General features: G+C 70.2%; 23 protein-coding genes and 1 riboswitch. Of the genes, 7 read left to right on the top strand and 16 right to left on the bottom strand.

The features are described from left to right. Positions 1-175 precede the first annotated feature (175 nt). From ACTWQR_RS24520 to ACTWQR_RS24505, 4 genes are all read right to left on the bottom strand, one after another. Positions 176-601, bottom strand: coding sequence for a GNAT family N-acetyltransferase (locus ACTWQR_RS24520; RefSeq protein WP_443229296.1), 426 nt, complete (start codon positions 599-601; stop codon positions 176-178). Positions 602-679: 78 nt separating this feature from the next. After that, entirely contained in the window at positions 680-1,567 is an 888-nt protein-coding gene (locus ACTWQR_RS24515; protein ID WP_443229295.1) for an LLM class F420-dependent oxidoreductase, read from the bottom strand. Positions 1,568-1,649: 82 nt separating this feature from the next. After that, positions 1,650-4,217, bottom strand: a complete 2,568-nt coding sequence (locus ACTWQR_RS24510) for an ABC transporter permease (protein ID WP_443229294.1) — start codon at positions 4,215-4,217, stop codon at positions 1,650-1,652. Positions 4,218-4,383: 166 nt separating this feature from the next. Then, on the bottom strand, positions 4,384-5,232 hold the full coding sequence (locus tag ACTWQR_RS24505) for an ABC transporter ATP-binding protein (protein ID WP_443229293.1): 849 nt from the start codon (positions 5,230-5,232) through the stop codon (positions 4,384-4,386). A gap of 214 nt (positions 5,233-5,446) precedes the next feature. Here ACTWQR_RS24505 and ACTWQR_RS24500 point away from each other — a divergent pair, with 214 nt between their 5' ends. Beyond that, positions 5,447-5,674, top strand: a complete 228-nt coding sequence (locus ACTWQR_RS24500) for an antitoxin (protein WP_266505623.1) — start codon at positions 5,447-5,449, stop codon at positions 5,672-5,674. Positions 5,675-5,723: 49 nt separating this feature from the next. Beyond that, the gene (locus ACTWQR_RS24495; RefSeq protein WP_443229320.1) at positions 5,724-6,062 is read left to right on the top strand and encodes a fic family toxin-antitoxin system, toxin component; all 339 of its coding nucleotides are present in this window, start codon (positions 5,724-5,726) and stop codon (positions 6,060-6,062) included. Between the two features lie 39 nt (positions 6,063-6,101). Here ACTWQR_RS24495 and ACTWQR_RS24490 read toward each other — a convergent pair whose 3' ends face one another. The 4 genes from ACTWQR_RS24490 to bioB form a co-directional block, all read right to left on the bottom strand. After that, positions 6,102-6,791: a class I SAM-dependent methyltransferase gene (locus ACTWQR_RS24490; protein ID WP_443229292.1), complete on the bottom strand. Its 690-nt coding sequence runs from the start codon at positions 6,789-6,791 to the stop codon at positions 6,102-6,104. 175 nt (positions 6,792-6,966) lie between these two features. After that, positions 6,967-7,683, bottom strand: coding sequence for a dethiobiotin synthase (gene bioD, locus ACTWQR_RS24485; protein WP_443229291.1), 717 nt, complete (start codon positions 7,681-7,683; stop codon positions 6,967-6,969). Between the two features lies 1 nt (position 7,684). Continuing rightward, positions 7,685-8,995, bottom strand: coding sequence for an adenosylmethionine--8-amino-7-oxononanoate transaminase (locus ACTWQR_RS24480; RefSeq protein WP_443229290.1), 1,311 nt, complete (start codon positions 8,993-8,995; stop codon positions 7,685-7,687). Further along, positions 8,988-10,133: a biotin synthase BioB gene (gene bioB, locus ACTWQR_RS24475; RefSeq protein ID WP_443229289.1), complete on the bottom strand. Its 1,146-nt coding sequence runs from the start codon at positions 10,131-10,133 to the stop codon at positions 8,988-8,990. The genes ACTWQR_RS24480 and bioB overlap by 8 nt, the downstream gene beginning before the upstream one ends. 210 nt (positions 10,134-10,343) lie before the next feature. Here bioB and ACTWQR_RS24470 point away from each other — a divergent pair, with 210 nt between their 5' ends. After that, positions 10,344-11,480 carry an 8-amino-7-oxononanoate synthase gene (locus ACTWQR_RS24470; protein ID WP_443229288.1) on the top strand — a complete coding sequence of 379 codons (1,137 nt, stop codon included), beginning with the start codon at positions 10,344-10,346 and terminating at the stop codon, positions 11,478-11,480. On the opposite strand, the gene ACTWQR_RS24465 is transcribed toward ACTWQR_RS24470, so the two are convergent. Both ACTWQR_RS24465 and ACTWQR_RS24460 read right to left on the bottom strand, forming a co-directional pair. Next, on the bottom strand, positions 11,461-11,685 hold the full coding sequence (locus tag ACTWQR_RS24465; protein ID WP_443229287.1) for a DUF397 domain-containing protein: 225 nt from the start codon (positions 11,683-11,685) through the stop codon (positions 11,461-11,463). The genes ACTWQR_RS24470 and ACTWQR_RS24465 overlap by 20 nt on opposite strands. Positions 11,686-11,694: 9 nt before the next feature. Beyond that, positions 11,695-12,552, bottom strand: coding sequence for a helix-turn-helix domain-containing protein (locus tag ACTWQR_RS24460; RefSeq protein ID WP_443229286.1), 858 nt, complete (start codon positions 12,550-12,552; stop codon positions 11,695-11,697). Between the two features lie 263 nt (positions 12,553-12,815). On the opposite strand from ACTWQR_RS24460, the gene ACTWQR_RS24455 reads away from it, so the two are divergent. Beyond that, positions 12,816-13,259: an ATP-binding protein gene (locus ACTWQR_RS24455; protein ID WP_443229285.1), complete on the top strand. Its 444-nt coding sequence runs from the start codon at positions 12,816-12,818 to the stop codon at positions 13,257-13,259. 68 nt (positions 13,260-13,327) lie between these two features. Here ACTWQR_RS24455 and ACTWQR_RS24450 read toward each other — a convergent pair whose 3' ends face one another. Continuing rightward, a complete protein-coding gene (locus tag ACTWQR_RS24450) occupies positions 13,328-14,245 on the bottom strand; it encodes a LysR family transcriptional regulator (RefSeq protein WP_443229284.1) in 918 nt (305 codons plus the stop codon). An 89-nt stretch (positions 14,246-14,334) separates the two neighbouring features. Between ACTWQR_RS24450 and ACTWQR_RS24445 the strand changes: the two genes are divergently transcribed. Next, positions 14,335-14,964: a LysE family translocator gene (locus ACTWQR_RS24445; RefSeq protein ID WP_443229283.1), complete on the top strand. Its 630-nt coding sequence runs from the start codon at positions 14,335-14,337 to the stop codon at positions 14,962-14,964. Positions 14,965-15,084: 120 nt separating this feature from the next. On the opposite strand, the gene ACTWQR_RS24440 is transcribed toward ACTWQR_RS24445, so the two are convergent. The 4 genes from ACTWQR_RS24440 to ACTWQR_RS24425 all read right to left on the bottom strand — a co-directional run bounded on the left by ACTWQR_RS24440 (position 15,085) and on the right by ACTWQR_RS24425 (position 17,678). Further along, complete coding sequence (locus tag ACTWQR_RS24440; protein WP_443229282.1) at positions 15,085-15,612, bottom strand: DUF6328 family protein; 528 nt, start codon at positions 15,610-15,612, stop codon at positions 15,085-15,087. A 99-nt stretch (positions 15,613-15,711) separates the two neighbouring features. Then, a complete protein-coding gene (locus ACTWQR_RS24435) occupies positions 15,712-16,185 on the bottom strand; it encodes a C40 family peptidase (RefSeq protein ID WP_443229281.1) in 474 nt (157 codons plus the stop codon). Between the two features lie 3 nt (positions 16,186-16,188). Next, positions 16,189-16,352: riboswitch (cyclic di-AMP (ydaO/yuaA leader) on the bottom strand. Positions 16,353-16,726: 374 nt separating this feature from the next. Further along, positions 16,727-17,035, bottom strand: a complete 309-nt coding sequence (locus tag ACTWQR_RS24430; protein ID WP_443229280.1) for a hypothetical protein — start codon at positions 17,033-17,035, stop codon at positions 16,727-16,729. 7 nt (positions 17,036-17,042) lie between these two features. After that, positions 17,043-17,678: an ATP-dependent Clp protease proteolytic subunit gene (locus ACTWQR_RS24425; protein ID WP_443229279.1), complete on the bottom strand. Its 636-nt coding sequence runs from the start codon at positions 17,676-17,678 to the stop codon at positions 17,043-17,045. A 70-nt stretch (positions 17,679-17,748) separates the two neighbouring features. Between ACTWQR_RS24425 and ACTWQR_RS24420 the strand changes: the two genes are divergently transcribed. Then, on the top strand, positions 17,749-18,027 hold the full coding sequence (locus ACTWQR_RS24420) for a type II toxin-antitoxin system Phd/YefM family antitoxin (RefSeq protein ID WP_443229278.1): 279 nt from the start codon (positions 17,749-17,751) through the stop codon (positions 18,025-18,027). 261 nt (positions 18,028-18,288) lie between these two features. Here ACTWQR_RS24420 and ACTWQR_RS24415 read toward each other — a convergent pair whose 3' ends face one another. Further along, entirely contained in the window at positions 18,289-19,263 is a 975-nt protein-coding gene (locus tag ACTWQR_RS24415; RefSeq protein WP_443229277.1) for an ABC transporter permease, read from the bottom strand. 247 nt (positions 19,264-19,510) lie between these two features. On the opposite strand from ACTWQR_RS24415, the gene ACTWQR_RS24410 reads away from it, so the two are divergent. Beyond that, on the top strand, positions 19,511-20,149 hold the full coding sequence (locus ACTWQR_RS24410) for a TetR/AcrR family transcriptional regulator (protein WP_443229276.1): 639 nt from the start codon (positions 19,511-19,513) through the stop codon (positions 20,147-20,149). Positions 20,150-20,178 lie beyond the last annotated feature (29 nt).

The raw sequence follows: 20,178 nt of genomic DNA, 5'->3' as shown, positions 1-20,178 counted from the left end.
GGGACACCGTGCCGCCGGCTACTGGGAGGCTCGCCCATGGGCGGACGCTCACACCTTTCCTAGGGGGACGTAATCCTTTCATGGTAAAGGATCAGCAAAGTGGCGTGCTCCGGCCAGTCCGGCAACCCGGCCGGTCCGGTCGGTTCCGTCCGGCCGATCCGCTCGTACGCTCCCGTCACTCGCCCAGCGGCTTCACCCACCGCCGCCACTGCTCCTGCGGTGTGTACCCAGCCGCCCGCCAGGCATGGTGCGCGGTCTCGTTCCGCCCCAGCACCATCGCGTCGCCACGGCGCCCACCGAGCCGTACGAACCGCTCCTCCGCCGCGGCGAGGAGCGCCGAACCGACGCCCTGGCGCCGCCGCGCCGGATGCACCGCGAGTCGGTACAGATGGCAGCGCCAGCCGTCGAAGCCCGCGATGACCGTGCCCACGAGTTCCCCGTCCTGCTCGGCGAGGATCAGGGCCTCGGGATCGCGCGCGACGAGCCGCTCCACGCCGTCCCGGTCGTCGCTGATGCTCGTACCCTCGGCGGCGGTCTTCCAGAAGGCGAGGACGGCGTCGAGGTCGCCGGGCGCGGCGGCCCGTATCCGAAGATCACTCATGCCCGGATCCCATCACGGGAGCCAAGCACGGACACCGAATTCCACGATCCGGACAGCGGCCCCGTACGTCCCCGAGCGTCACTCCCCGCTCAGCTCCGCGACCACTGTCCCGAACGCCTCCATGTACGGCTCCAGGACCGTCAGATACGAGAACCCGTACTGCTCCCGCACCGCCCGCACCTGCTCGGTGATCTGCTTCAGCGTGCCGACCAGGCAGATGGGCAGCTCCAGGACCTGCTTCTCGGTGAGGTGCGGCAGGTGGGGCAGCAGAGGCTGGATCGCGGCCCGCCGGTCGTCGGTTATGGCGACCATCTGGACGAGGACGTTCATCTCGGCGGGTTCCGGGCGGTCGGCGGCCATCCGCCGGTACGTCGCCACCCGCTCCTCGAGTTCCTGCGCGGTGAGCGCCTCCAGCGTTCCTGTCGTGCTGCCCGGTACCGAGCGCGCGCCGGTGAAGGCGGCGATGTCGGCGTGCTCGGCGGTCAGGCGCAGCATCCGGTCGCCGTTGCCGCCGATGAGCAGCGGCACCCGCCTCTGCGCGGGGCGCGGCTGGTTCTCGGCCGAGCCGAGCAGACGCTCCAACTCCCGGACCGTACGCAGCAGATGGTCCACTCGCTCGCTGGGGGAGCCGTAGGGCAGGCCTGCCGTGTCGTGCTCCGCCTGTACGTATCCGGTGCCGAGCCCGAGTTCCAGGCGGCCGCCGGTGAGCGCGTCGGTGGTGGCGACCTCGCGGGCCAGCAGAGCCGGGTTCCAGAAGCCGGCGTTGAGCACGAACGTCCCCAGGCGCGGCCGCTCGGTCGCGTCGGCCGCCGCGACCAACGCCGGGAACGGCGCGGGCATGCCGAGGTGGTCGGCGACCAGGATCACGTCGTAGCCGAGCTCCTCGGCCCGGCGGCACTTGGCTCGCCATTCGTCGGCGGGAGCGGGGGTGACCAGGCTGACGCCGAAACGGAAGGGGCGCGGCATGAACTCTCCTCACCTGTAAGCAACCTGAGTTGGTGGGCACTCGAGTCGGTAGGCGCTTGAGTACGCGCGCGCTGCGAGCCGATCACTCGTGCGCGATGGCCGCCAGCACGTTCATGCGCGATGCACGCAACGCCGGCAGCAGCGCCGCCACGATGCCCACGACCGCCGACCCGACGACCACCGCGACGATGGTCGTCCACGGGATCGCCAGCTCGTTCATGCCCTGCAGAGCCAGGACCTGCTGGATGCACACGCCCCAGACGAGCCCGAGCGCGAGCCCGAGGACCGCGCCGAACACGGCGATCACCACCGACTCCAGCCGGATCATCCGCCGCAACTGCCGCCGGGCGAGACCGATCGCACGCAGCAGTCCGATCTCGCGGGTGCGTTCCACGACCGACAGGGCGAGGGTGTTGACCACGCCGAGCACCGCGATGACGATCGCGAGCCCCAGCAGGGCGTACACCAGGTAGAGCAGCACGGCGATCTGATCGCGGATCAGCTTCTTGTAGTCGGCCAGGTCACGCACCTGCACCTGCGGATACGGGTCAAGGGTCTTGTCCAGGTTCGAGCGCAGTGTGTCGGCGGAGGTGCCCGAGGCGGCGTTCACGTACAGCGCGGAATCCTGCCCGCCGGGCACGTACCTCTCGACCGTCCCGAAGCCGAAGAACAGCCCGCCCTGTGCCCCGAAGCCCTCGGCGGCGTCCTGGTCGGTCAGCGCGCCCACCTTCAGCTCGGCCCGCTGCCCGGCCGGGAACTCGACGGGGATCGTGCTGCCGACGCGTACGCCGTGGTCCTGGGCGAAGTCGACGTCCATGGCCATGTTCCCGGCCGCGAGCGCGGCGGCGGTGTCCCCTTGGGCGTACGTGAGGTTGGCGACCTCGTCCAGCTGCGGTTCGTAGCCCGCCGCGGCCGTCTCGACGCGCTCGCCGTCCGGCAGCCTGACGGCGACCGGCGTGAACCGCTGGCGTACGACGAGTCCCGTGCCCTCCGTGTCGCGCACCTTCTCGGTGACCTCCTGCGGGAACGGCTGGAAGTTGCTGTTCTGCACCACGAAGTCGGCGCCCAGCGTGCTGTCGATCTGCTTGTCGAAGGACTTGGTCATGGACGCGCTCGCCACCGACATTCCGCCGACCAGGGCGAGGCCCACCATGAGCGCGGCCGCGGTGGCGCCCGTGCGGCGCGGGTTGCGCAACGCGTTGCGCTGGCTCATCCGGCCGACCGACCCGAAGAGGGCCGGGAACAGGCCGCCGAGCACGCGGATGACCGGACGGACGAGCAGCGGTCCGGCGATGACGGTCGCGATCAGCGTCAGGACGACGCCGAGGCCCAGCAGGGAAGCCGCGGACGCGGTTTCCGTAGCTGTCACGCAGCCCACGAGCGCGGCGGCGCCGAGGGCTCCGACAATGAGCCCGACCACGGCCCGCATTCGCAACGGCCGCCCGATACCGGCGATTTCGGCGTCCGCCAGCGCGGCCATCGGCGACACACCCGCCGCCCGGCGGGCCGGCAGATACGCGGCCACGAAGGTGACGCCGACCCCGACGACGTACGCCGAGACGGGCGTCGCCCACCCGATGGCCATCTCGGTGGTCTTGAGGTTCATGCCGAACACGCCCATGAGCTTGATCAGCCCGTACGCGAGTCCGATCCCCGCGGCCAGACCGAGCGTCGAGCCCACCAGGCCCAGCAGCGTCGCCTCCGTGAGCACGGACCTGCGCACCTGCCGCCGGTCGGCGCCGAGCGCGCGCAACAGGCCGAGCTCACGGGTGCGTTGGGCGATCAGCATGGAGAAGGTGTTGACGATCAGGAAGATCCCGACCAGCACCGCGATACCGGCGAAGCCCAGCATCACGTACTTGATCACGTCGAGGAATCCACCGAGTTCGGACGCGGCGGTCTCGGCCTGCTCGTCCGCGGTCTCCAACTCATAGGGGCCGGAGCCGATTTCGTCGGCGATGCGCTGCTTGAGCTGGGCGTCGCTCACACCGCTCGCAGCCTCGACCGAGATGCTGGTGGCGACACCCGGCTTGCCCAGCAGCTTGGTCTGAGCGACCGGCGGGTCGAGGAAGACGAGCGCGGCACCGGGGTTGGTGGTGGTGAAGGTCGCGATGCCGACGATCTCCACCTTGAACGACCCGGGCTGCGCGATCACCGTCAGGGTGTCGCCGATGCGTACGTCCTTCTTCTCCGCCGTGTCCGCGTCCAGGAGCGCCTCGTCGGGTCCGCTCGGAGCCCGACCGGAGGTCAGCTTCACCGGGCTGCGTTCGGTGGGGTACCAGTCGCCGGCGATGGTGGGCGCCCCCGTGGTCGGGCCCACCGACTCGTTGTCGCTGTCGACGACGGTGATGTTCTCGACGGACATGTCCGCATGCGTTTCGTCGACGCCGTCGACCCGCGCGATGCGCTCCACGAGGCTCGTGGGGACGGTCTGCGTGGCACCCGAGGGGAGCTGCGAGTCGAGGTCCTCCTTCGGGCTCACGGTCACGTCGGCCGACGTGGACGCGAAGAGCCGGTCGAAGGTGCGGGTGACCGTGTCCGAGAAGATCAGGCTGCCCGCGACGAACGCCACGGACAGGATGACGGCCAGCGCCGAGAGCAGCAGCCGGCCCTTGTGCGCGAGGAAACTCCGGAGTGTCGCCTTCAGCACGGAAGCCTCAGTCCTTGATCGCGTCGTCCTTGCTCACGGTCGTTGTCATATCGACATTCATATCGACATTCATATCGACCTTCATGTCGATGCTCGTGTCGATGGCGGTTTCATGCCGTGTACGTCGTTGCCGTCGTCCCAGGCCACGTCACTGCCGTAGTCCCTGTCATGTCGTGCCGTCGTCCTTGGTCATGCCGGGTTCGGCTACGCGGCCGGGGCCGTCGTCGCCTTCCAGCGGCATCCGGATCGTGTCGAACCTCTTCATCCGCTCCAGCACCGCCTCCGCCGTGGGCCGGGACATCTCGTCCACGATCCGTCCGTCCCCGAGGAAGAGCACCAGGTCGGCGTGGGCCGCCGCGCCCGGATCGTGCGTGACCATGACGACCGTCTGTCCCAGGTCGTCGACCGCCCCCCGGAGGAACCCGAGGACCTCGAGGCCCGCCCGCGAGTCCAGGTTGCCCGTCGGCTCGTCCGCGAAGATCAGCTCGGGGCGCGAGGCGAGCGCGCGGGCGCAGGCCACGCGCTGCTGCTGGCCGCCGGACAGCTGCGCGGGCCGGTGCTTGAGGCGGTCGCGCAGCCCGAGGGTGTCGATGACCTGGTTCAGCCACTTCTCGTCGGGCTTCTGGCCCGCGATGTCCATGGGCAGCGTAATGTTCTCGGCCGCGTTCAGCGTCGGGATCAGGTTGAACGACTGGAACATGAAGCCGATCCGGTCCCGGCGCAGCTGGGTCAGCTGGCGGTCCTTCAACCCGGTGATCTCCGTGTCGCCCAGCCACACCTGTCCGGCCGAGACGGTGTCGAGCCCCGCCAGGCAGTGCATCAGCGTGGACTTCCCGGAACCCGAGGGTCCCATGACCGCCGTGAACCGGCCGCGCGCGATGTCCACGTCGACCGAGTCGAGGGCGAGCACGGTCGTCTCGCCCGAGCCGTACGCCTTGGTCAGGCCGCGGGCGCGGGCCGCGACATCCTCGGCGTCCGAGAGCCCGAGGGCGTGCTCCGCAGCTGCTGTGGACAAGGCCGCCTCCTACTAGGTGGGACTTCGGTGTCCGCGAGCGAGCCTAGTGTGATGCTGGGCACACCCGGTATCCCCCCGAAGTGTCGGGTGGCCTCCGTCGCAGGTCGGTGCCCCCTAGTTCCGTGTAAGGGGCACCCTTAGGGTGCTCGGGTGGCGGTCGACCGATATCCGGCCCTCTTGCCGTGGCTAGCACTTCGGCGCTAGCGTTCGAAGCATGGCGAAGACCCAATTGAACGTGCGCGTGGACGAGGGCACCGCCCGGGCCGCGCGCGAACGCGCCCTCGCTCGCGGCATGAGCGTCAACCGCTACATCGAGGAGCTGGTCAGACAGGACACCGGAGAGGCGGGCCACACCTTCGTGGAGGCCGCCGCCGACTTCATGAAGCAGTACGAGTCCGTCTTCGCCGAGGAGTTCGGCACGGAACGAGAAGGTCGTCGCTGAGCTCTTGAACGAACCCCTGAACATCAAAGTCGACCTCGCCTGGCTCCTCATGGTCGCCGAACAGAAGACGCCAGGAGACCCCCAGGTCACCGACTGGGGAGCGCTCGTCGCCGCGGTCAGCCGGCACGAGGCGGAGATATTCGGCGTGCCCGTCTACGACACCCCGCACACCCGCGCCGCCGCGCTGCTCCAGGTCCTGCTGCATGTCCCGGCGCTCGAACGCTCCAACGCGATGTTCGCCATGGCCGTCGCGTACGCCTACCTCGTCGCCAGCGGCCTGAAGGTCGTCACCTCTCCCGAGCAGGTCCGCGACCTCGCCCGGCTGGTCAAGACCGGTGAGGCGACAGTGCACGACATCGCGCGCGAACTGCGCTCGTGGAGCCTCTGACCCTCAGAGGTCTCTGACCCTCGAAAGATCTCCGATCCATCAACCCTTGAGATCCGGCCGGCGCGCGGTGCCCAGCACGCAGTACGAACTCGGCATCCGCAGCCCCTTCTCGGGTACCAACTGCCGCCGGTACGGCCCCAGTTCGTACCCCGCGTCACGGATCGCGCCGATGGGGTCCCGGCTCACATGGCAGCCGCCGAAGAGCAGCGGCCAGACGGTGCGGTCCAGGACGCGCTGTCCAAGGGCCATCGCGGAGCCGCCGCCCTTCCCGTGCTCGAAGAACCGCAACTCACCGCCCGGGCGCAGCACCCGGCGGATCTCGGAGAGGGCCCGCGGCACGTCTCGTACGCTGCACAGCACCAGCGACACGACGGCCGCGTCGAACGCCTCACTCTTGACCGGCAGTGCCTCGGCGACACCCGGCACCACGTCGACCGGCACGTCGGAGCGCAGGGCCGCGGTCACCGCCAACTGCCGTAGGCCGTGCTCGGGTTCGATGGCGACGACCTCCGAGACCGTGCTCGGATAGTGGGCGAAGTTCAGCCCGTTGCCCGCGCCGATCTCGATGACCCGCCCGGAGAGCCCGGCGAGCAGCTCGTCGCGGTGAGCGGCGATCGTGGGCTCGGAGGCCACGCTGATCCTGGCGTAGAAGCGGGCGAACACCGGGTGGTGCACGGCGGGCGGGGCCGGCTTTCCGGTCTTGGTGGTCCTGAAGCCGCGCGGTCGCATGGGTGACCTCCCCTGGGGGTTCGGGTCTACCCGCGATTGTCCCCCCGGACGCGCTCCCTCACCCGTCCTTCGCCGTTGGGTGAGCGGTCAGGGGAAGAAGGGCTGGTGTGGTTTGTCGGCTACGGGTTGGTTGTGGCTGGTCGAGCAGTTCCCCGCGCCCCCTGACGGGGCGCGATCAGGGTGCCTGTGCTGAAGTGAAGGCGGACGCGTTCCAGACGCCGCCCAGCCGTGGGGCCAGCCAACTCGGCGCCCCCGCACGGAAGTCGTCGGGTGTGAATGCTCCCGCGCCTGACGGAATCACGCCGAGTAGAGCAGCCCCTGCCACCACCGGCAGGTCCGTGAGATTGCAACGCGCGGCGAGATCGGGAGAATCGGGCCAGCTCCCGATGACCAGCCCCGTCAAGTCCAACCCCTCGCGCCGTAGTTCACGAGCCGTCAGCTCCGTCATGTTCAGTGTGCCCAGCCCCGCAGAAGCGACCACCAGCACAGGGGCGCCCATCAGCCGCGCCGCGTCCGCCAGCGTGCCGCCCTCGTCGTCGAACCGTACGAGCAGCCCGCCGGCCCCCTCCACCAGCACCAGGTCGTACTCCGCGGCCAACTTGCCCGCCGCCTCGGCCACCTCGTCGGGCCGCACCGGTGCGAGACCTGCGCGCCGGGCAGCCGTGGCGGGCGCCAACGGCTCGGGATAACGGGCGAGTTCGACCGCGGTCACCGGACCCGCGAGCCGTACGACCTCGTCGGCGTCCCCGCGCTCACCGGGCAGCACACCGGTTTGCGCGGGCTTGAGCACGGCCACGGAACGCCCGGCCGCGACCGCCGCCGCGGCGATGGCGGCGGTCGTCACTGTCTTGCCGACCTCCGTGCCCGTCCCCGTGATCACCAGTACCGGCACGTCATCCCTCCCGTGCCGCGGCGCACACCGCGGCGGTGATCCGGGCGATGTCCACATCCCCGGTGACGTACGGCGGCATGGTGTACACGAGATCGCGGAACGGCCGCAGCCACACGCCCTCGCGCACCGCGGCCCGACTCGCCGCCGCCATGTCGATCTCGTGGTCCAGCTGCACCACCCCGATGGCACCGAGAACGCGTACGTCCCGGACGCCCGGCAGCTCCGCGGCCGGAGCCAGCCCGTCCCGCAGCCCCGCCTCGATGCGCTTGACCTCGGTCTGCCAGTCCTGGCCGAGGAGGAGGTCGATCGAGGCGCAGGCCACGGCGGCGGCGAGCGGATTGCCCATGAAGGTCGGGCCGTGGGCCAGCACCGGGACCTCGCCCCGCGAGATCCCGTCCGCGACCCGTGACGTGCACAGAGTGGCCGCCATCGTCATGTATCCGCCGGTCAGCGCCTTCCCCACGCACATCACGTCCGGCGTCACACCCGCGTGCTCCGCCGCGAACAGCGCCCCCGTGCGTCCGAAGCCGGTCGCGATCTCGTCGAAAACGAGCAGCAGGTCGTGCGCGTCGCAGGCCTCGCGCAGCACCCGCAGATACGCGGGGGAGTGGAACCGCATCCCGCCCGCGCCCTGCACCACCGGCTCCACGATCACGGCGGCCAGCTCGTCGGCGTGGACCTCGATCAGCGAGCGCAGATGGTCGGCGTACGACTCCTCGTACTCGGCCGGAGGCGCGTCCGCGAATACCTGCCGGGGCAGCACGCCCTGCCACAGCTCGTGCATCCCGCCCTCGGGATCGCAGACCGACATGGGCTGCCAGGTGTCGCCGTGGTAGCCGCCGCGCCAGGTCAGCAGGCGTTGTTTGCGCGGGCGGCCGAGCGAACGCCAGTACTGAAGACACATCTTGACCGCGACCTCGACCGAGACCGAGCCGGAGTCGGCGAGGAAGACATGCTCCAGACCGTCGGGTGACATGTCGACAAGGCGCTTTGCCAGCCGTACGGCGGGCTCGTGCGTGAGCCCGCCGAACATCACATGGCTCATCCGCCCGAGCTGGTCGCGGGCCGCCTCGTTGAGCACCGGGTGGTTGTAGCCGTGGATCGCCGACCACCAGGACGACATGCCGTCGATCAGCTCGCCCGAGCCGTCGGCCAGGCGCAGCCGCACCCCGCGCGCCGACTCCACGACGAGCGGCTCCTGCCGGCCCGGCATCGGTCCGTACGGATGCCACACGTGCCGCCGGTCGAGATCGATCAGCTCGCCCACGGACAGCTCGGGCCCCGGCAGCTCCCGCAGGGGCACGTCAGGCATTGGGTGCGAGATCCGTTCCGGCACCCCGGCGGCGTACCGCGACCAGATCCGTACGCGCCTCGCCGACCGGAGGTGCGGAAGCGGATCCGCAGGCACCGCCCTCCTCGTGCGAGCCGCACCCGCCACCAGTGGTGATCCGGTGTTCCGGCAGCGTCACCCGGTCCGTCCCCTCCACCTCGAACCCGGCGTCCGCGATCATGTCCAGGTCGGCCTTGCCGGCCTGGCCCTCGCTCGTGAGGTAGTCGCCGAGGAAGATCGAGTTGGCGAGATGCAGCGCGAGCGGCTGCATCGTGCGCAGATGGACCTCGCGGCCGCCCGCGATCCGCACCTCGGCGTCCGGGCAGACGAACCGGACCATGGCGAGGATGCGCAGGCAGCGCTGCGGGGTGAGGTTCCACTCCTTGGCGAGTGGGGTGCCCTCGAAGGGGATGAGGAAGTTGACCGGGATCGAGTCCGGGTCCAGCGCGCGCAGCGCGTAGACGACGTCGACCAGGTCCTCGTCGCTCTCTCCCATGCCCGCGATCAGACCGGAGCAGGCGGAGAGCCCGGCCGCATGGGCCTTCTGGACCGTGTCCACGCGGTCGGCGTACGTATGGGTGGTCGTGATGTCCCCGTACGTCCCCTCGGACGTGTTGAGGTTGTGGTTGTAGGCGTCCGCGCCCGCCTCGCGCAGCCGCTCGGCCTGGCCGTCGGAGAGGAGGCCGAGGCAGGCGCACACCTCGACGCCCTCGTTCTGGTCCTTGATCGCCTTGATGGTGTCCGACACCCGGTCGACGTCACGGTCCGTCGGTCCGCGTCCGCTCGCCACCAGGCAGACCCGCTTGGCGCCGCCCGCGAGCCCGGCGGCCGCCGCCTCGGAGGCCTGATCGGGCTTCAGCCAGGTGTACTTGAGGATCTCGGCCTTGGAGCCGAGCCGCTGGGAGCAGTATGAGCAGTCCTCGGGGCACAAGCCCGACTTCAGGTTGACCAGATAGTTGAGTTTCACGCGTCGGCCGAACCACTGCCGCCGTACCTTGCCGGCCGCGGTCACCACATCGAGGAGTTCGTCGTCGGAGGTGGCCAGCACGGCCAGCGCCTCTTCGCGGGTCGGCAGCTCGCGCCGAAGCCCCTTGTCCACCAGCGTGTTCAGCAGGTCCATGAGGTCCGATCCTGGCCTATCCGACCTTGCCGGGCCAAGGAGAGTTCGCACAACAGAGGCGGTTCGACGTGTGGGTATTGCCACATCATGGGCGGCTGGTCGTCCGGCTAGGGTCTGTGAGTTGCCTACAAAAGGCCTGTGGGGCAGCTCAGGCGAAAGTCATGGGTTGGACCCCCACAGAACACTCTCAGCTCATGGCCCGGAGGACACATGGCGGGATCGCCGTTCGCGTGGATCGACGAGCAGGCGCGGGCGCGCCGCCGGGCCGGACTCGTCCGTACCCTGCGCCCGCGACCCGCCGACTCCCCGCTCCTCGATCTCGCGAGCAACGACTACCTGGGCCTGGCCCGGCACCCCGAGATCACCGAGGCCGCGGCGGAGGCCGCGAGGGCCTGGGGCGGCGGTGCCACCGGCTCCCGGCTCGTCACCGGCTCCACCGAGCTGCACGCCGAACTCGAGCGCGAGCTGGCCGAGTTCTGCGGCTTCGAGGCCGCGCTCGTCTTCTCGTCCGGGTACGCGGCCAACCTCGCCGCCGTCACCGCCCTCGCGCCGCACGGCTCGCTCATCGTGTCGGACGCGGGCAACCACGCCTCGCTGATCGACGGCTGCCGTCTCGCGCGCGGAACCACCCAGGTCGTCGCGCACGCCGAACCCGACGCCGTACGCAAGGCGCTGGGCACGCATCCCGGACACGCCGTCGTCGTCTCCGACACGGTCTTCTCGGTGGACGGTGACGCGGCGCCGCTCGCCGGACTCGCCGCCGCCTGCCGGGCGTCCGGCGCCGCCCTGGTCGTGGACGACGCGCACGGCCTCGGCGTACTCGGCGACGGCGGCCGGGGCGCGCCGCACGCGGCCGGGCTCGCGGGCACGCCCGACGTCGTCGCCACCGTCACGCTGTCGAAGTCGTTCGGCAGCCAGGGCGGCGCCGTCCTCGGTCCGGCCCCCGTCATCGACCATCTCGTCAACGCGGCCCGCACCTTCATCTTCGACACCGGTCTGGCCCCCGCCGCGGCAGGCGCTGCCCTCGCGGCCCTGCGCCTGCTGCGCCGCGAACCGGAACGGGCCGCACGCGCGCGTGCCGTGGCGACGGCACTGCACGAACGCCTGACGGCCGAGGGTCTCGAAGCCGTACGGCCGGACGCCGCCGTCGTCTCCGTGCGCGCACCCTCCCCGGAGCAGGCCGTGCGCTGGGCGGCGGACTGCCGCGAGGCGGGTCTGGCCGTCGGCTGCTTCCGTCCCCCGTCGGTGCCGGACGGCATCTCACGGTTGCGGCTCACCGCCCGCGCGGACCTCAGCGACGGGCAGCTCGACCGTGCCGTACACGTGATCAGCGAAGCGCGCCGATAAAGCCCTCCCAGGCCGCGGGGGCGAAGAGCAGGGCGGGTCCCGACGTGTTCTTCGAGTCGCGCACCGCGAGCAGACCGGCCCAGGGACCGGAGCCCGGCCGGGCCGTCTCGACGCAGTTGTTCATTCCCGTGCTGCGGCTGCTGCGTCGCCACCGCACACCGTGCAGTTGGGTGCTTGAAGGTACGTACCGAGGTAGGGCGGGCATGGTGCCTCCTTATGCGCCGTCAGCTACACCGGCGATGAAATCCAACGTGTCCTCGGGCGAAAGGGCGTGGACCTGAAGGGAGTTGAAGGCCTCGCTGTAGGCCTGGAGGTCTTCTTTCCGTTCGAGATAGAGGCTACTCGTCAAGTGGTCGAGAACAACCACATCCAGATCAGATGTGTTCGGAAAAGAGAAGATAACGAAAGGGCCGGCGAGTCCGATGTGGGCTCCGGCGCCGAAGGGCAGCACCTGAATGCGCACGTGAGGCAGTTGTGCGGCCTCACGCAGACGTCTCAACTGCCGCGCCATGACCTCCGGACCGCCGACCGTCCGCCGAAGCACCGCCTCGTCCAGGACCGCGCACAGCCGGAGCGGCCGATTCGAACGCAGCACGTCCTGACGGGCGAGGCGCACCTCCACCAGCGCGTCGACCTTGCCGTCCGGCGCCCCGTCCACCGCGGCCCGCGTCACCTCGCGGGCGTACTCAGGCGTCTGTAACAGCCCCGGAACCACTGAGTTCTCCAGCGTGCGCATCGCGCTGGCCTGCGACTCCAGGCTGATGAAGTCGCGGTAGGTGGGCGGAAGTAGACCCCGGTAGGCGTGCCACCAGTGGTGCCGGCCGTCGTCGTCGGAGCCCGCCAGTACGACGAGCAGCTCATGCAGTTCCGGGTCCTGGACGTCGTACGCGTCCAGCAGCAGCCGTACGTCCACCGGCTTGACCCCGCTGCGGCCGGTCTCGATCCGGCTCACCTTCGACTGGTGCCAGCCGACGAGCCGGGCCGCCTCGCCGCTCGTGAGCCCGGCACGGGCGCGCAGGGCGCGCAGTTCGGCGCCGAGCTTCCGGCGGCGTACCACGGGACCGTACTGCATGGCCGTCTCCTTCCGACCGTCGCGCCGGCGCCATATCGTCCGGCGTCACGCCGACCGTAGAGGACGAACCGACGGCTCGCCCAAATACGGTCGGCCGTCGCAGAGTTCACCGCTTCGAGCGACAGATATATGCATATCTCGGTGGATCGCCACCGTGAACGGCGAGGTAGTGGCACTCTGGCGCAAGCACCAGTTCCGGGACCGTACTCGAATCATCCGCTTCGTGTCGGGCTCCGGTCCCGTGGGAAAGGGACGACGTCGCCATGGCAGACCACCAGGAAGCATCCGTCACTCTGCCGAGCGATCCCGCCTCGGTGTCCGCCGCCCGCACCTACGTCACCGACGTCCTCGCCGAATGGGGACTTCCGTCGGACACGGAAGTCGCCGACACCGTTCGGCTCATCGTCTCCGAACTCGCCACCAACGCCGTACAGCACACCTTCGGGCAGTCACCGACCTTCACGGTGGACATCGCACTCGACCGCGACGAGCAACTCCGCATCGGCGTGACCGACAGCCATCCGCGCTTCCCGAAACGTCTGCCCGCGGCCGTCCAGCAGGACAACGGCCGCGGCATGGTGATCATCCGCTGGCTGACCGCCGAACACGGCGGCAAGTTGACGGTCCGGCCCACCCGAGAGGGCGGCAAAACGGTGTCGATCATGCTTCCTTGGACGGCACCGGTCCAGCCGGCGAGAGCCGACTGAGAGCGGGCTGAGAGCCCATAGGGCTTCCAAGTCCCTTGGTCCGGCGGTTAGTTCTGCTGGCTCGACGGTCAGTTCTGCTGCGCCGCGCGTCCGAAGGCGCCGCGCAGCAAGGCCCGGAAGGCATCGGCCGCGGGCGCCGCCTCGTCGGTGCGGTGGACGACCGAGATCGTACGGCGTAGATCTCCCGGCTCCAGCAGGCGCACCCCGACCGGGGTGGTCGAGGTCCTGGCCACCATCTCCGGCACCACCGCGACGCCGAGGCCGGCGCTCGCGAGCGCGCAGACGAGGGCGTAGCCGGGCGTCGTGACGAGGACCGACGGGGTGGCGCCGGTCCGGGCGAGTACGGCCTCCACGGCCTGCCGGGCCGGATGGTCCGGCGCCATGCTGATCAGCGGCTGGCCCGCCAGCTCGGTCAGCGGCAGCCGTGCCGAACCACTGCTGAGGACGTGCCCAGGAGCGGTCACCAGGACCAACTCCTCGACCAGGACCGGCTCCGCTGACACGGTCGCGGGCAGCGGCACGGGCTCCGCGGGCTCGTACGTGTGCGTAAGCGCCAGGTCCACCTCGCCCGTGGCCACCGCGACGACGCCGTCCGGGGGTTCGTAGTTCGCGACGGTCAGCTCCACGTCGGGATGAGCGCGCCGGAACGCGCTGAGCACGGGCGGCAGCAGGTGGATCCCGGCCGTCTGGAAGGTGCCGACCCGCAGGGTGCCGCCGGACAGGCCCGCCAGACGCCCCAGTTCGTGCCGCGCCCGCTCCAGCTCGTCCAGCACCCGCCGTGCCCGCGTCACGAGCAGCTCACCCGCGCCCGTCAGCCGGGTCCCGCGGTGATGGCGTACGAGCAGTGCCGTGCCCGCCTCCCGCTCCAGCTTGGCGAGCTGCTGGGAGAGCGCGGGCGGGGTGTATCCGAGACGCTCGGCGGCCCGGGTGATCGAGCCCGCCTCCGCGACCGCCACCAGCGCCGCGAGCCGCGTGGGGTCGTACAAGCGAGGCTCCCAGGCTAAAGAGATGCTTAAGGCTGACCCAGGATATTCCACATACCTGCTGAAGGCCCCGAGCGGGCACGCTGGTGCCCATGGACACGCAGCTCATCGCCTTCACCGGGGTCGCCGCGGGCATGGTCGCCATGCCCGGCGCCGACTTCACCGTCGTCGTACGCAACGCCCTGGTCTCCCGCCGGGCCGGGGTCGCGTGCGCGCTCGGAATCGCGGCGGGGCTGCTCATCCACACGGCGCTCGCCGTCGCCGGGGTGGCCGCGGTCCTCGCGGCCGTGCCCGCGCTGTTCCGCACGCTCCAGCTCCTCGGCGGCGCCTACGTGCTCTACCTCGGCGTACGGACGCTGCGGTCGGTGCTGAGGCGGCGCACGGCGGTGTCCGACGACACGCCTGCGGTGTCGGGGAGCGGGGCGCTGCGGCAGGGGTTCGTCACGAACGCCCTCAACCCGAAGGCGCCGATCACCTTCCTCAGCCTGCTGCCGCAGTTCGTGCCCGCCGGGAGCCCGGCGATGCCACGGACGCTGCTGCTCGCCTTGATCGTGGTCGCGCTCGCCCTGGTCTGGTTCCCGGCGGTGGCGCTGCTCGTGGACCGGCTCGGCCGGTGGCTGCGCGGGCCGCGTACCGCCCGGGCCATCGAGGCCGTCACCGGCACGGCTCTCACGGTGCTGGGCCTCGGCCTCGTCCTCGAACCACTGACGGCCCTGAGCTGAGCGCTCCGCCGGAAGAACGGTGATCCTGTATCGACGTGCGGCTCCGCCGCGGGCGCGGGCCGGTGGGGCTGGTCGCGCCCTTACGGGGCGCCGTGCCGCACCGAACTCGACCAAGGCCGGTTAGTCCTCCGGAAGCTCCGCGCGAGGGAGCTCCTCGTCCGGCTTCTTGTCGATCGCGCGTCGCACCAGAAGGGGGACGAGCCCCCACAGTCCGACGCACACCACCAGCGTGCCCGTGCCGGCGGCCACGCCTCCGACCCGGCCCACCGCCACGTCCACGACCAGGAGGACCGACCCGGTCAGGGCGAGCGCGAGCACGGCCATCCCGGCCTGGGCCAGACGTGACGAGACCTCCACGACCTGGGGCTTGGCGCCCTGCTGGAACAGCCGACGGTGCAGGGCGGCGGGGGCGGTGAAGAGTACGGCGGCCACCACGCCGAGCAGCAGTGTGGTGACGTACGTGGCGCGCTGCACCGTGTCGAGGGACGGGAAGCGCGGGGTGAACGCGAGGGTCAGCAGGAACGCGAAGAGGATCTGGACGCCGGTCTGCGTGACGCGCAGCTCCTGGAGCAGTTCGCTGAAGTTGCGGTCGGCGCGCTCGAGCGGCGTCTCGTTGCGCGCCTTGTGGTGGGGAGGTTCGTCGGCCATAGGGGAATGGGTAACCAATCGGCCGCTCGAATCACGCTCCATAGGTGCCACGAGCTACAAGGGGGTGGCGGCGATGATCGCCGCCACCCCCTCGAGCGGTCACCTGACTCGGCCGTACCAGACGCTCTTCGTCCAGATCTTCTGCAGCTTCACCACTTCCCCGCTCTTCGGGGAGTGCCAGATCCGTCCCTTCCCGGCATAGATGCCGACGTGGTACACGTTCCGGCCCGAGTGGAAGAACACGAGGTCTCCCTGCTTGCGGTTCGAAGCGGAGACATGCTTCGTCTTGTTGTACTGCGCGGCGGCCGTGCGGGGCAGTGACTTGCCCGCCTTCTTGAACGAGTAGAGCGTGAGGCCGGAGCAGTCGAAGCGTTTGGGCCCCGCGGCTCCCCACTTGTACGGGGAACCCTTCTTGGAGGCCGCCACTTGAAGTGCCTTCGTCGCGGGAGTGGCCGCTGCGGCGTCGGATGTGAAGCCGGGGGCCACGATGCCGCCGCCGACGGCGGCGATGGTGAGAGCCGATGCGGTACCGGCCCTGGTGAACAGCGACGGGACACGATTGAGCGCAGTCATGCGCAACCCTTCGTCAGCCGCCTGTGAAGGATGACCTGTCGGATTCGGGCTGGCGAAGTTGCCCGGCCGCGGCTGCGGCTTCACCCCAAGGACCACTCGGATCTCTCCGGCGGCCCGTCGTGCTGGGTCCTCCACTCCTGCCGATCCACATCTGTCGACCGGACATCCGGGCGGCGGCAGGACTCGGCGTCCGCCCGGACCGCCCCGCCGCTTGTGGCGGGGGCTTGTCGTCGGAAGGGATCTTGACGCACGAATGTCGGAAATACCGAGCGGAACCGGCGATTTGTGGGGTTACTCACCACTCACCCGTTCGGGTGGACAGCTCACTTTCCGGGAGAGTGTCCAGAGGGTTGTGGACCTTCGCACCAGCACCGGAGCCCTTGATTCCACCCCAGGAGTACGCGCGCTGCGCAACTTTAACGGGCCCTCAGAAGTGCCTGCGACTACACCATTCGGGGGTACGTCATTTGGTCCGTTTCGAGCCTTGCCCGGACGCCTCATCAGATGCCTGCGGGACGCCGGGCCGGTGTGGATGCGTCAGTCAGCTGTCGGAGCCGGGCGGCAGGGCGACCCGGCCCGCCCGGCGCTCACCGTCGAGGACCCGCAACGCCCGCGCCAGAGTCGGGGCGTGCATCTCGTGCTCGCCCCGCTGGTGCATCAGGGCCAGCGCGTCGCGCAGCGCGGCGGCCTTGCCGACCAGCGCCTGGGCCGCGCGCAGTCCGCGGTACGTGTCGCCGCAGTGTGCCGGGTTGATCCGGCCGAGCAGGTCGACCACCTCCAGGTATCGGTCGATCAGTTCGGCCTCCGCCCGGGTCAGGGCCGGCAGCGGGGGCAACTCGGGTGGGAGCATCGGCCGTTCACCTCGCGTCGGGTGCGGTACGGGTGGCCTTGCGGCTCGGAATGATCCTGTCCACCAGTCCGTACTCCAACGCCGCCGAGGCGTCGAGGATCTTGTCCCGCTCGATGTCCGCGCCGATCCGCTCCTTGCTCCGGCCCGTGTGCCGGGCGAGCAACTCCTCCAGCTGTGCCCGGGTCCGCATCAACTCGTCGGCCTGGATGGCCAGGTCGGACGTCTGTCCTTGGACCGGCTCGGAGAACGACGGCTGGTGGATCAGCACGCGGGCCCCCGGCAGTGCGTACCGCTTGCCCGGTGTGCCCGCCGCCAGCAGCACCGCCGCGGCCGACGCCGCCTGCCCCAGGCAGATGGTCTCCACCTCGCAGGTGACGAACTGCATCGTGTCGTAGACGGCCGTCATCGCGCTGAACGAGCCGCCCGGGGAGTTGATGTAGAGCGAGATGTCCCGCTCCGGCGACTGGTACTCGAGGTGCATGAACTGCGCCATCACGTCATTCGCCGAGGTGTCGTCGATCGGCGTCCCGAGGAACACGATCCGCTCTTCGAGGAGCTTCGAGTACGGGTCCATGGTCCGGGTTCCCGAGCTGGTGCGTTCGGTGAACTGGGGCAGGACGTAGCGGGCGGACGGTCGGGTCATGACACACGCCTCCTCTGAGAGAGGTCCTGTAAAAAATGTACAGGACGTACATGCCGTTATGATGGGGAGCATGGCCTACGAGATTCCGGTGACGCAAGCCAGAGCTGAGCTCGCCGACCTGATCAACCGGGTGGTGTACGGCAAAGAGCGCGTCGTCGTGACGCGGCACGGGAAGCCCCTTGTCGCCCTTGTCTCCGCCGCTGACCTGGAACGACTCGACGAACTCGATGCCGTGGCGGAGGAGCAGGTGATCAGCGCGGTCTCCAACGTCCGCGAGGTCGCGTCCGCTCCCCGCGAACGGCAAAGGTTCGGCATCGCGGCGGAGCACCGAGGACCCAACGCGTCGTAAGAGGGCGGCACTTCGGGTACGCGACTTCAGGTACGTGCCTTCAGGCGCGTACGGGTTCGTGCCTTCAGGTGTGCGGGTACCTGCCTTCAGGCGTGCGGGCGAGGGGCTTCCGGTGCACTCGCGTGACACTTCCGGCATGCGGCAGCTTCCGGGCAAGCGGTCCCCAGGCCCTCGGCCTCGTGCTGAGGGCGCGCAAAAGACCGTGCGCCACCGTCCGCTACAGCGGGGACGCACGGTCGGTTCTGTGGTGCGGATGGGCGGTCAGTTCACGGGAGCGGGTTGCCGCTCGGTGGCGGTCTCGGTGGTCGCCTTGGCCCGCTTGAGCGCGCTGCCCAACAGCACCGCTCCCAGGCCGAGCGCGGCCCACCCGGTCAGGGTGAGGGCCGGTCCGGACGCGGCGGCTCCGTCGAAGAACGATATCGAGCGCATGAGTGAGGCGCCGGCTCCCGGCGGCAGCCACTGGCCGATCGCTCCGGCCGGCTCGGGCAGCATTTCAGGAGCGGAACCCGCGCCGGAGAACGGATTGCCGAGCAGGACGACCAGCAGGGCGCCCAGACCGAGGCCCGGAGTGCCGATCAGGGCCGCGAGGCCCGCGACGGCGGCGCTCACCGCCAGCGTCGACAGGCCGTGGCCGGCCGCCTCGGCCCACCAGTCGCCGGTGAACACTCCCAGCCAGGTGCCGGCGATTGTGGCGGCCACCGCGCCGACCAGCACGGCCGCGCCGATCAGCGAGGCGGCCGCGCGCCGGCCCCGCAGCCCCAGCAGGGTCACCACGGCTCCCGCGGCGACACCGGCCAGCGCCAGCGGCAGCACGCTCGAGGTCAGGGCCGAGCCGCGCGGGTCGTCGGGGGAGGTGGGCACGATGTCGACGGTCCGCAATTGGCCGCCCGCCTGCTGGGTCACGGCCTCCTGGAGCACCTGGGCGACGAATGGGCTCGCGGCCGAGGCGGTGAGCAGTTTCGGCACCTGCCTGTTCGGCTCCTGCTCGGTGACGACGACCGCTCCGTATACGGTCCGGTCCTCGAAGGCGTCCCGGGCGGCGCTCTCGTCAGCATAGTGGTGGATCTCGAAGGCGCCCTCGCGCTCTTCGAGTTGCTTCTGCACCTGGGCGGTCGCGGTCGCGGTGCCCGCCACGCCGAGCGGCAGGTCGTGCGGCGCGGTGCGAGCGGCGGGCCAGGCGAAGGCCCACAGCGCGAAGGCCGCCAGGAGGGGGGCCAGCACGATCACGGCGGCCATGCGACGGCCTTCGGGACGTGGCTGCGGCTGTGACCGCGGTCGTGTCGGGGCGGTGGATGCAGCGGAGGAGGCGGACATGGTGGTTCTCCTCGGTCGGCGGGCTGAAGCGCTGAGCGTGAGATGAGCCGGGCTGTTCTGTACTGAGCTGAGCCGAGTTAAAAAGAAGGATCGTTCGTTTTGCCGTGTCATCAGCGTGCGACGGTCGTGTCACCTTGTCAAGAAGGAATATTCGTTTTACGTTGAGGTCATGGCCCGCGTATCCCAGGAACACCTCGACGCCCGTCGCCGCCAGATCCTCGACGGGGCGGCCGTCTGCTTCGCCCGGAACGGGTTTCACGCCACGTCGATGCAGGACGTGCTGAAAGAGGTGGACCTCTCGGCGGGCGCCGTCTACCGCTACTTCGGCGGCAAGGACGAGCTGATCGCCGCCATCGTCAACGAGGTCCTCGCGAGCATCCGCGATGTCTTCGAGGAGGCGGCTCGACAGACCCCGCCTCCGCCGCCCGACGTCCTCGTGGGCTGGGCCATGGAGCGGGTGCTCGGCATGGGGGGCGGCGGCCGTGGGAAGGGAGGTCTGGCCTGGGAGGGGGAGGGCGGTTTCCCCCGGCTGATGGTCCAGGTCTGGACGGAGACGATGCGCAACGAGGAGCTGTCGGCGGTGATGCGCGACGGCTTCGCCAAGGTGCGTGCGACCTGGACGAAGATCGTCGAGGGCTATCAGGAGGCCGGGATGATGCGGGCGGACGTTCCCGCCGACCATGTCGCCAGGACCCTGATCGCCACCGCGCAGGGCTTCGCCGCCCAGCAGGCCCTGTTCGGCCCGATGCCGGTCGAGGTGATCCAGGACGGTCTACGGGCGTTGATGAGCGTTGAGCCGCCGCGCTGACACGGGCGACGAGCCGGGAGCTCGGCGAC

Origin of the sequence: Streptomyces sp. 2A115 (assembly GCF_052245575.1) — a bacterium.
Lineage (GTDB): Bacteria > Actinomycetota > Actinomycetes > Streptomycetales > Streptomycetaceae > Streptomyces.
The sequence above is the reverse complement of the archived record's forward strand: the minus strand, read 5'-3'. Positions and strand labels throughout refer to the sequence as shown.

Excerpts from the sequence above, each read along its gene's own strand:
- ACTWQR_RS24520 (WP_443229296.1), bottom strand. The coding sequence starts at position 601 with ATGAGTGATCTTCGGATACGGGCCGCCGCGCCCGGCGACCTCGACGCC.
- ACTWQR_RS24515 (WP_443229295.1), bottom strand. The coding sequence starts at position 1,567 with ATGCCGCGCCCCTTCCGTTTCGGCGTCAGCCTGGTCACCCCCGCTCCC.
- ACTWQR_RS24500 (WP_266505623.1), top strand. The coding sequence starts at position 5,447 with ATGGCGAAGACCCAATTGAACGTGCGCGTGGACGAGGGCACCGCCCGG.
- ACTWQR_RS24495 (WP_443229320.1), top strand. The coding sequence starts at position 5,724 with ATGGTCGCCGAACAGAAGACGCCAGGAGACCCCCAGGTCACCGACTGG.
- ACTWQR_RS24490 (WP_443229292.1), bottom strand. The coding sequence starts at position 6,791 with ATGCGACCGCGCGGCTTCAGGACCACCAAGACCGGAAAGCCGGCCCCG.
- ACTWQR_RS24480 (WP_443229290.1), bottom strand. The coding sequence starts at position 8,995 with ATGCCTGACGTGCCCCTGCGGGAGCTGCCGGGGCCCGAGCTGTCCGTG.
- bioB (WP_443229289.1), bottom strand. The coding sequence starts at position 10,133 with ATGGACCTGCTGAACACGCTGGTGGACAAGGGGCTTCGGCGCGAGCTG.
- ACTWQR_RS24470 (WP_443229288.1), top strand. The coding sequence starts at position 10,344 with ATGGCGGGATCGCCGTTCGCGTGGATCGACGAGCAGGCGCGGGCGCGC.
- ACTWQR_RS24465 (WP_443229287.1), bottom strand. The coding sequence starts at position 11,685 with ATGCCCGCCCTACCTCGGTACGTACCTTCAAGCACCCAACTGCACGGT.
- ACTWQR_RS24460 (WP_443229286.1), bottom strand. The coding sequence starts at position 12,552 with ATGCAGTACGGTCCCGTGGTACGCCGCCGGAAGCTCGGCGCCGAACTG.
- ACTWQR_RS24455 (WP_443229285.1), top strand. The coding sequence starts at position 12,816 with ATGGCAGACCACCAGGAAGCATCCGTCACTCTGCCGAGCGATCCCGCC.
- ACTWQR_RS24445 (WP_443229283.1), top strand. The coding sequence starts at position 14,335 with ATGGACACGCAGCTCATCGCCTTCACCGGGGTCGCCGCGGGCATGGTC.
- ACTWQR_RS24440 (WP_443229282.1), bottom strand. The coding sequence starts at position 15,612 with ATGGCCGACGAACCTCCCCACCACAAGGCGCGCAACGAGACGCCGCTC.
- ACTWQR_RS24435 (WP_443229281.1), bottom strand. The coding sequence starts at position 16,185 with ATGACTGCGCTCAATCGTGTCCCGTCGCTGTTCACCAGGGCCGGTACC.
- ACTWQR_RS24430 (WP_443229280.1), bottom strand. The coding sequence starts at position 17,035 with ATGCTCCCACCCGAGTTGCCCCCGCTGCCGGCCCTGACCCGGGCGGAG.
- ACTWQR_RS24425 (WP_443229279.1), bottom strand. The coding sequence starts at position 17,678 with ATGACCCGACCGTCCGCCCGCTACGTCCTGCCCCAGTTCACCGAACGC.
- ACTWQR_RS24420 (WP_443229278.1), top strand. The coding sequence starts at position 17,749 with ATGGCCTACGAGATTCCGGTGACGCAAGCCAGAGCTGAGCTCGCCGAC.
- ACTWQR_RS24415 (WP_443229277.1), bottom strand. The coding sequence starts at position 19,263 with ATGGCCGCCGTGATCGTGCTGGCCCCCCTCCTGGCGGCCTTCGCGCTG.
- ACTWQR_RS24410 (WP_443229276.1), top strand. The coding sequence starts at position 19,511 with ATGGCCCGCGTATCCCAGGAACACCTCGACGCCCGTCGCCGCCAGATC.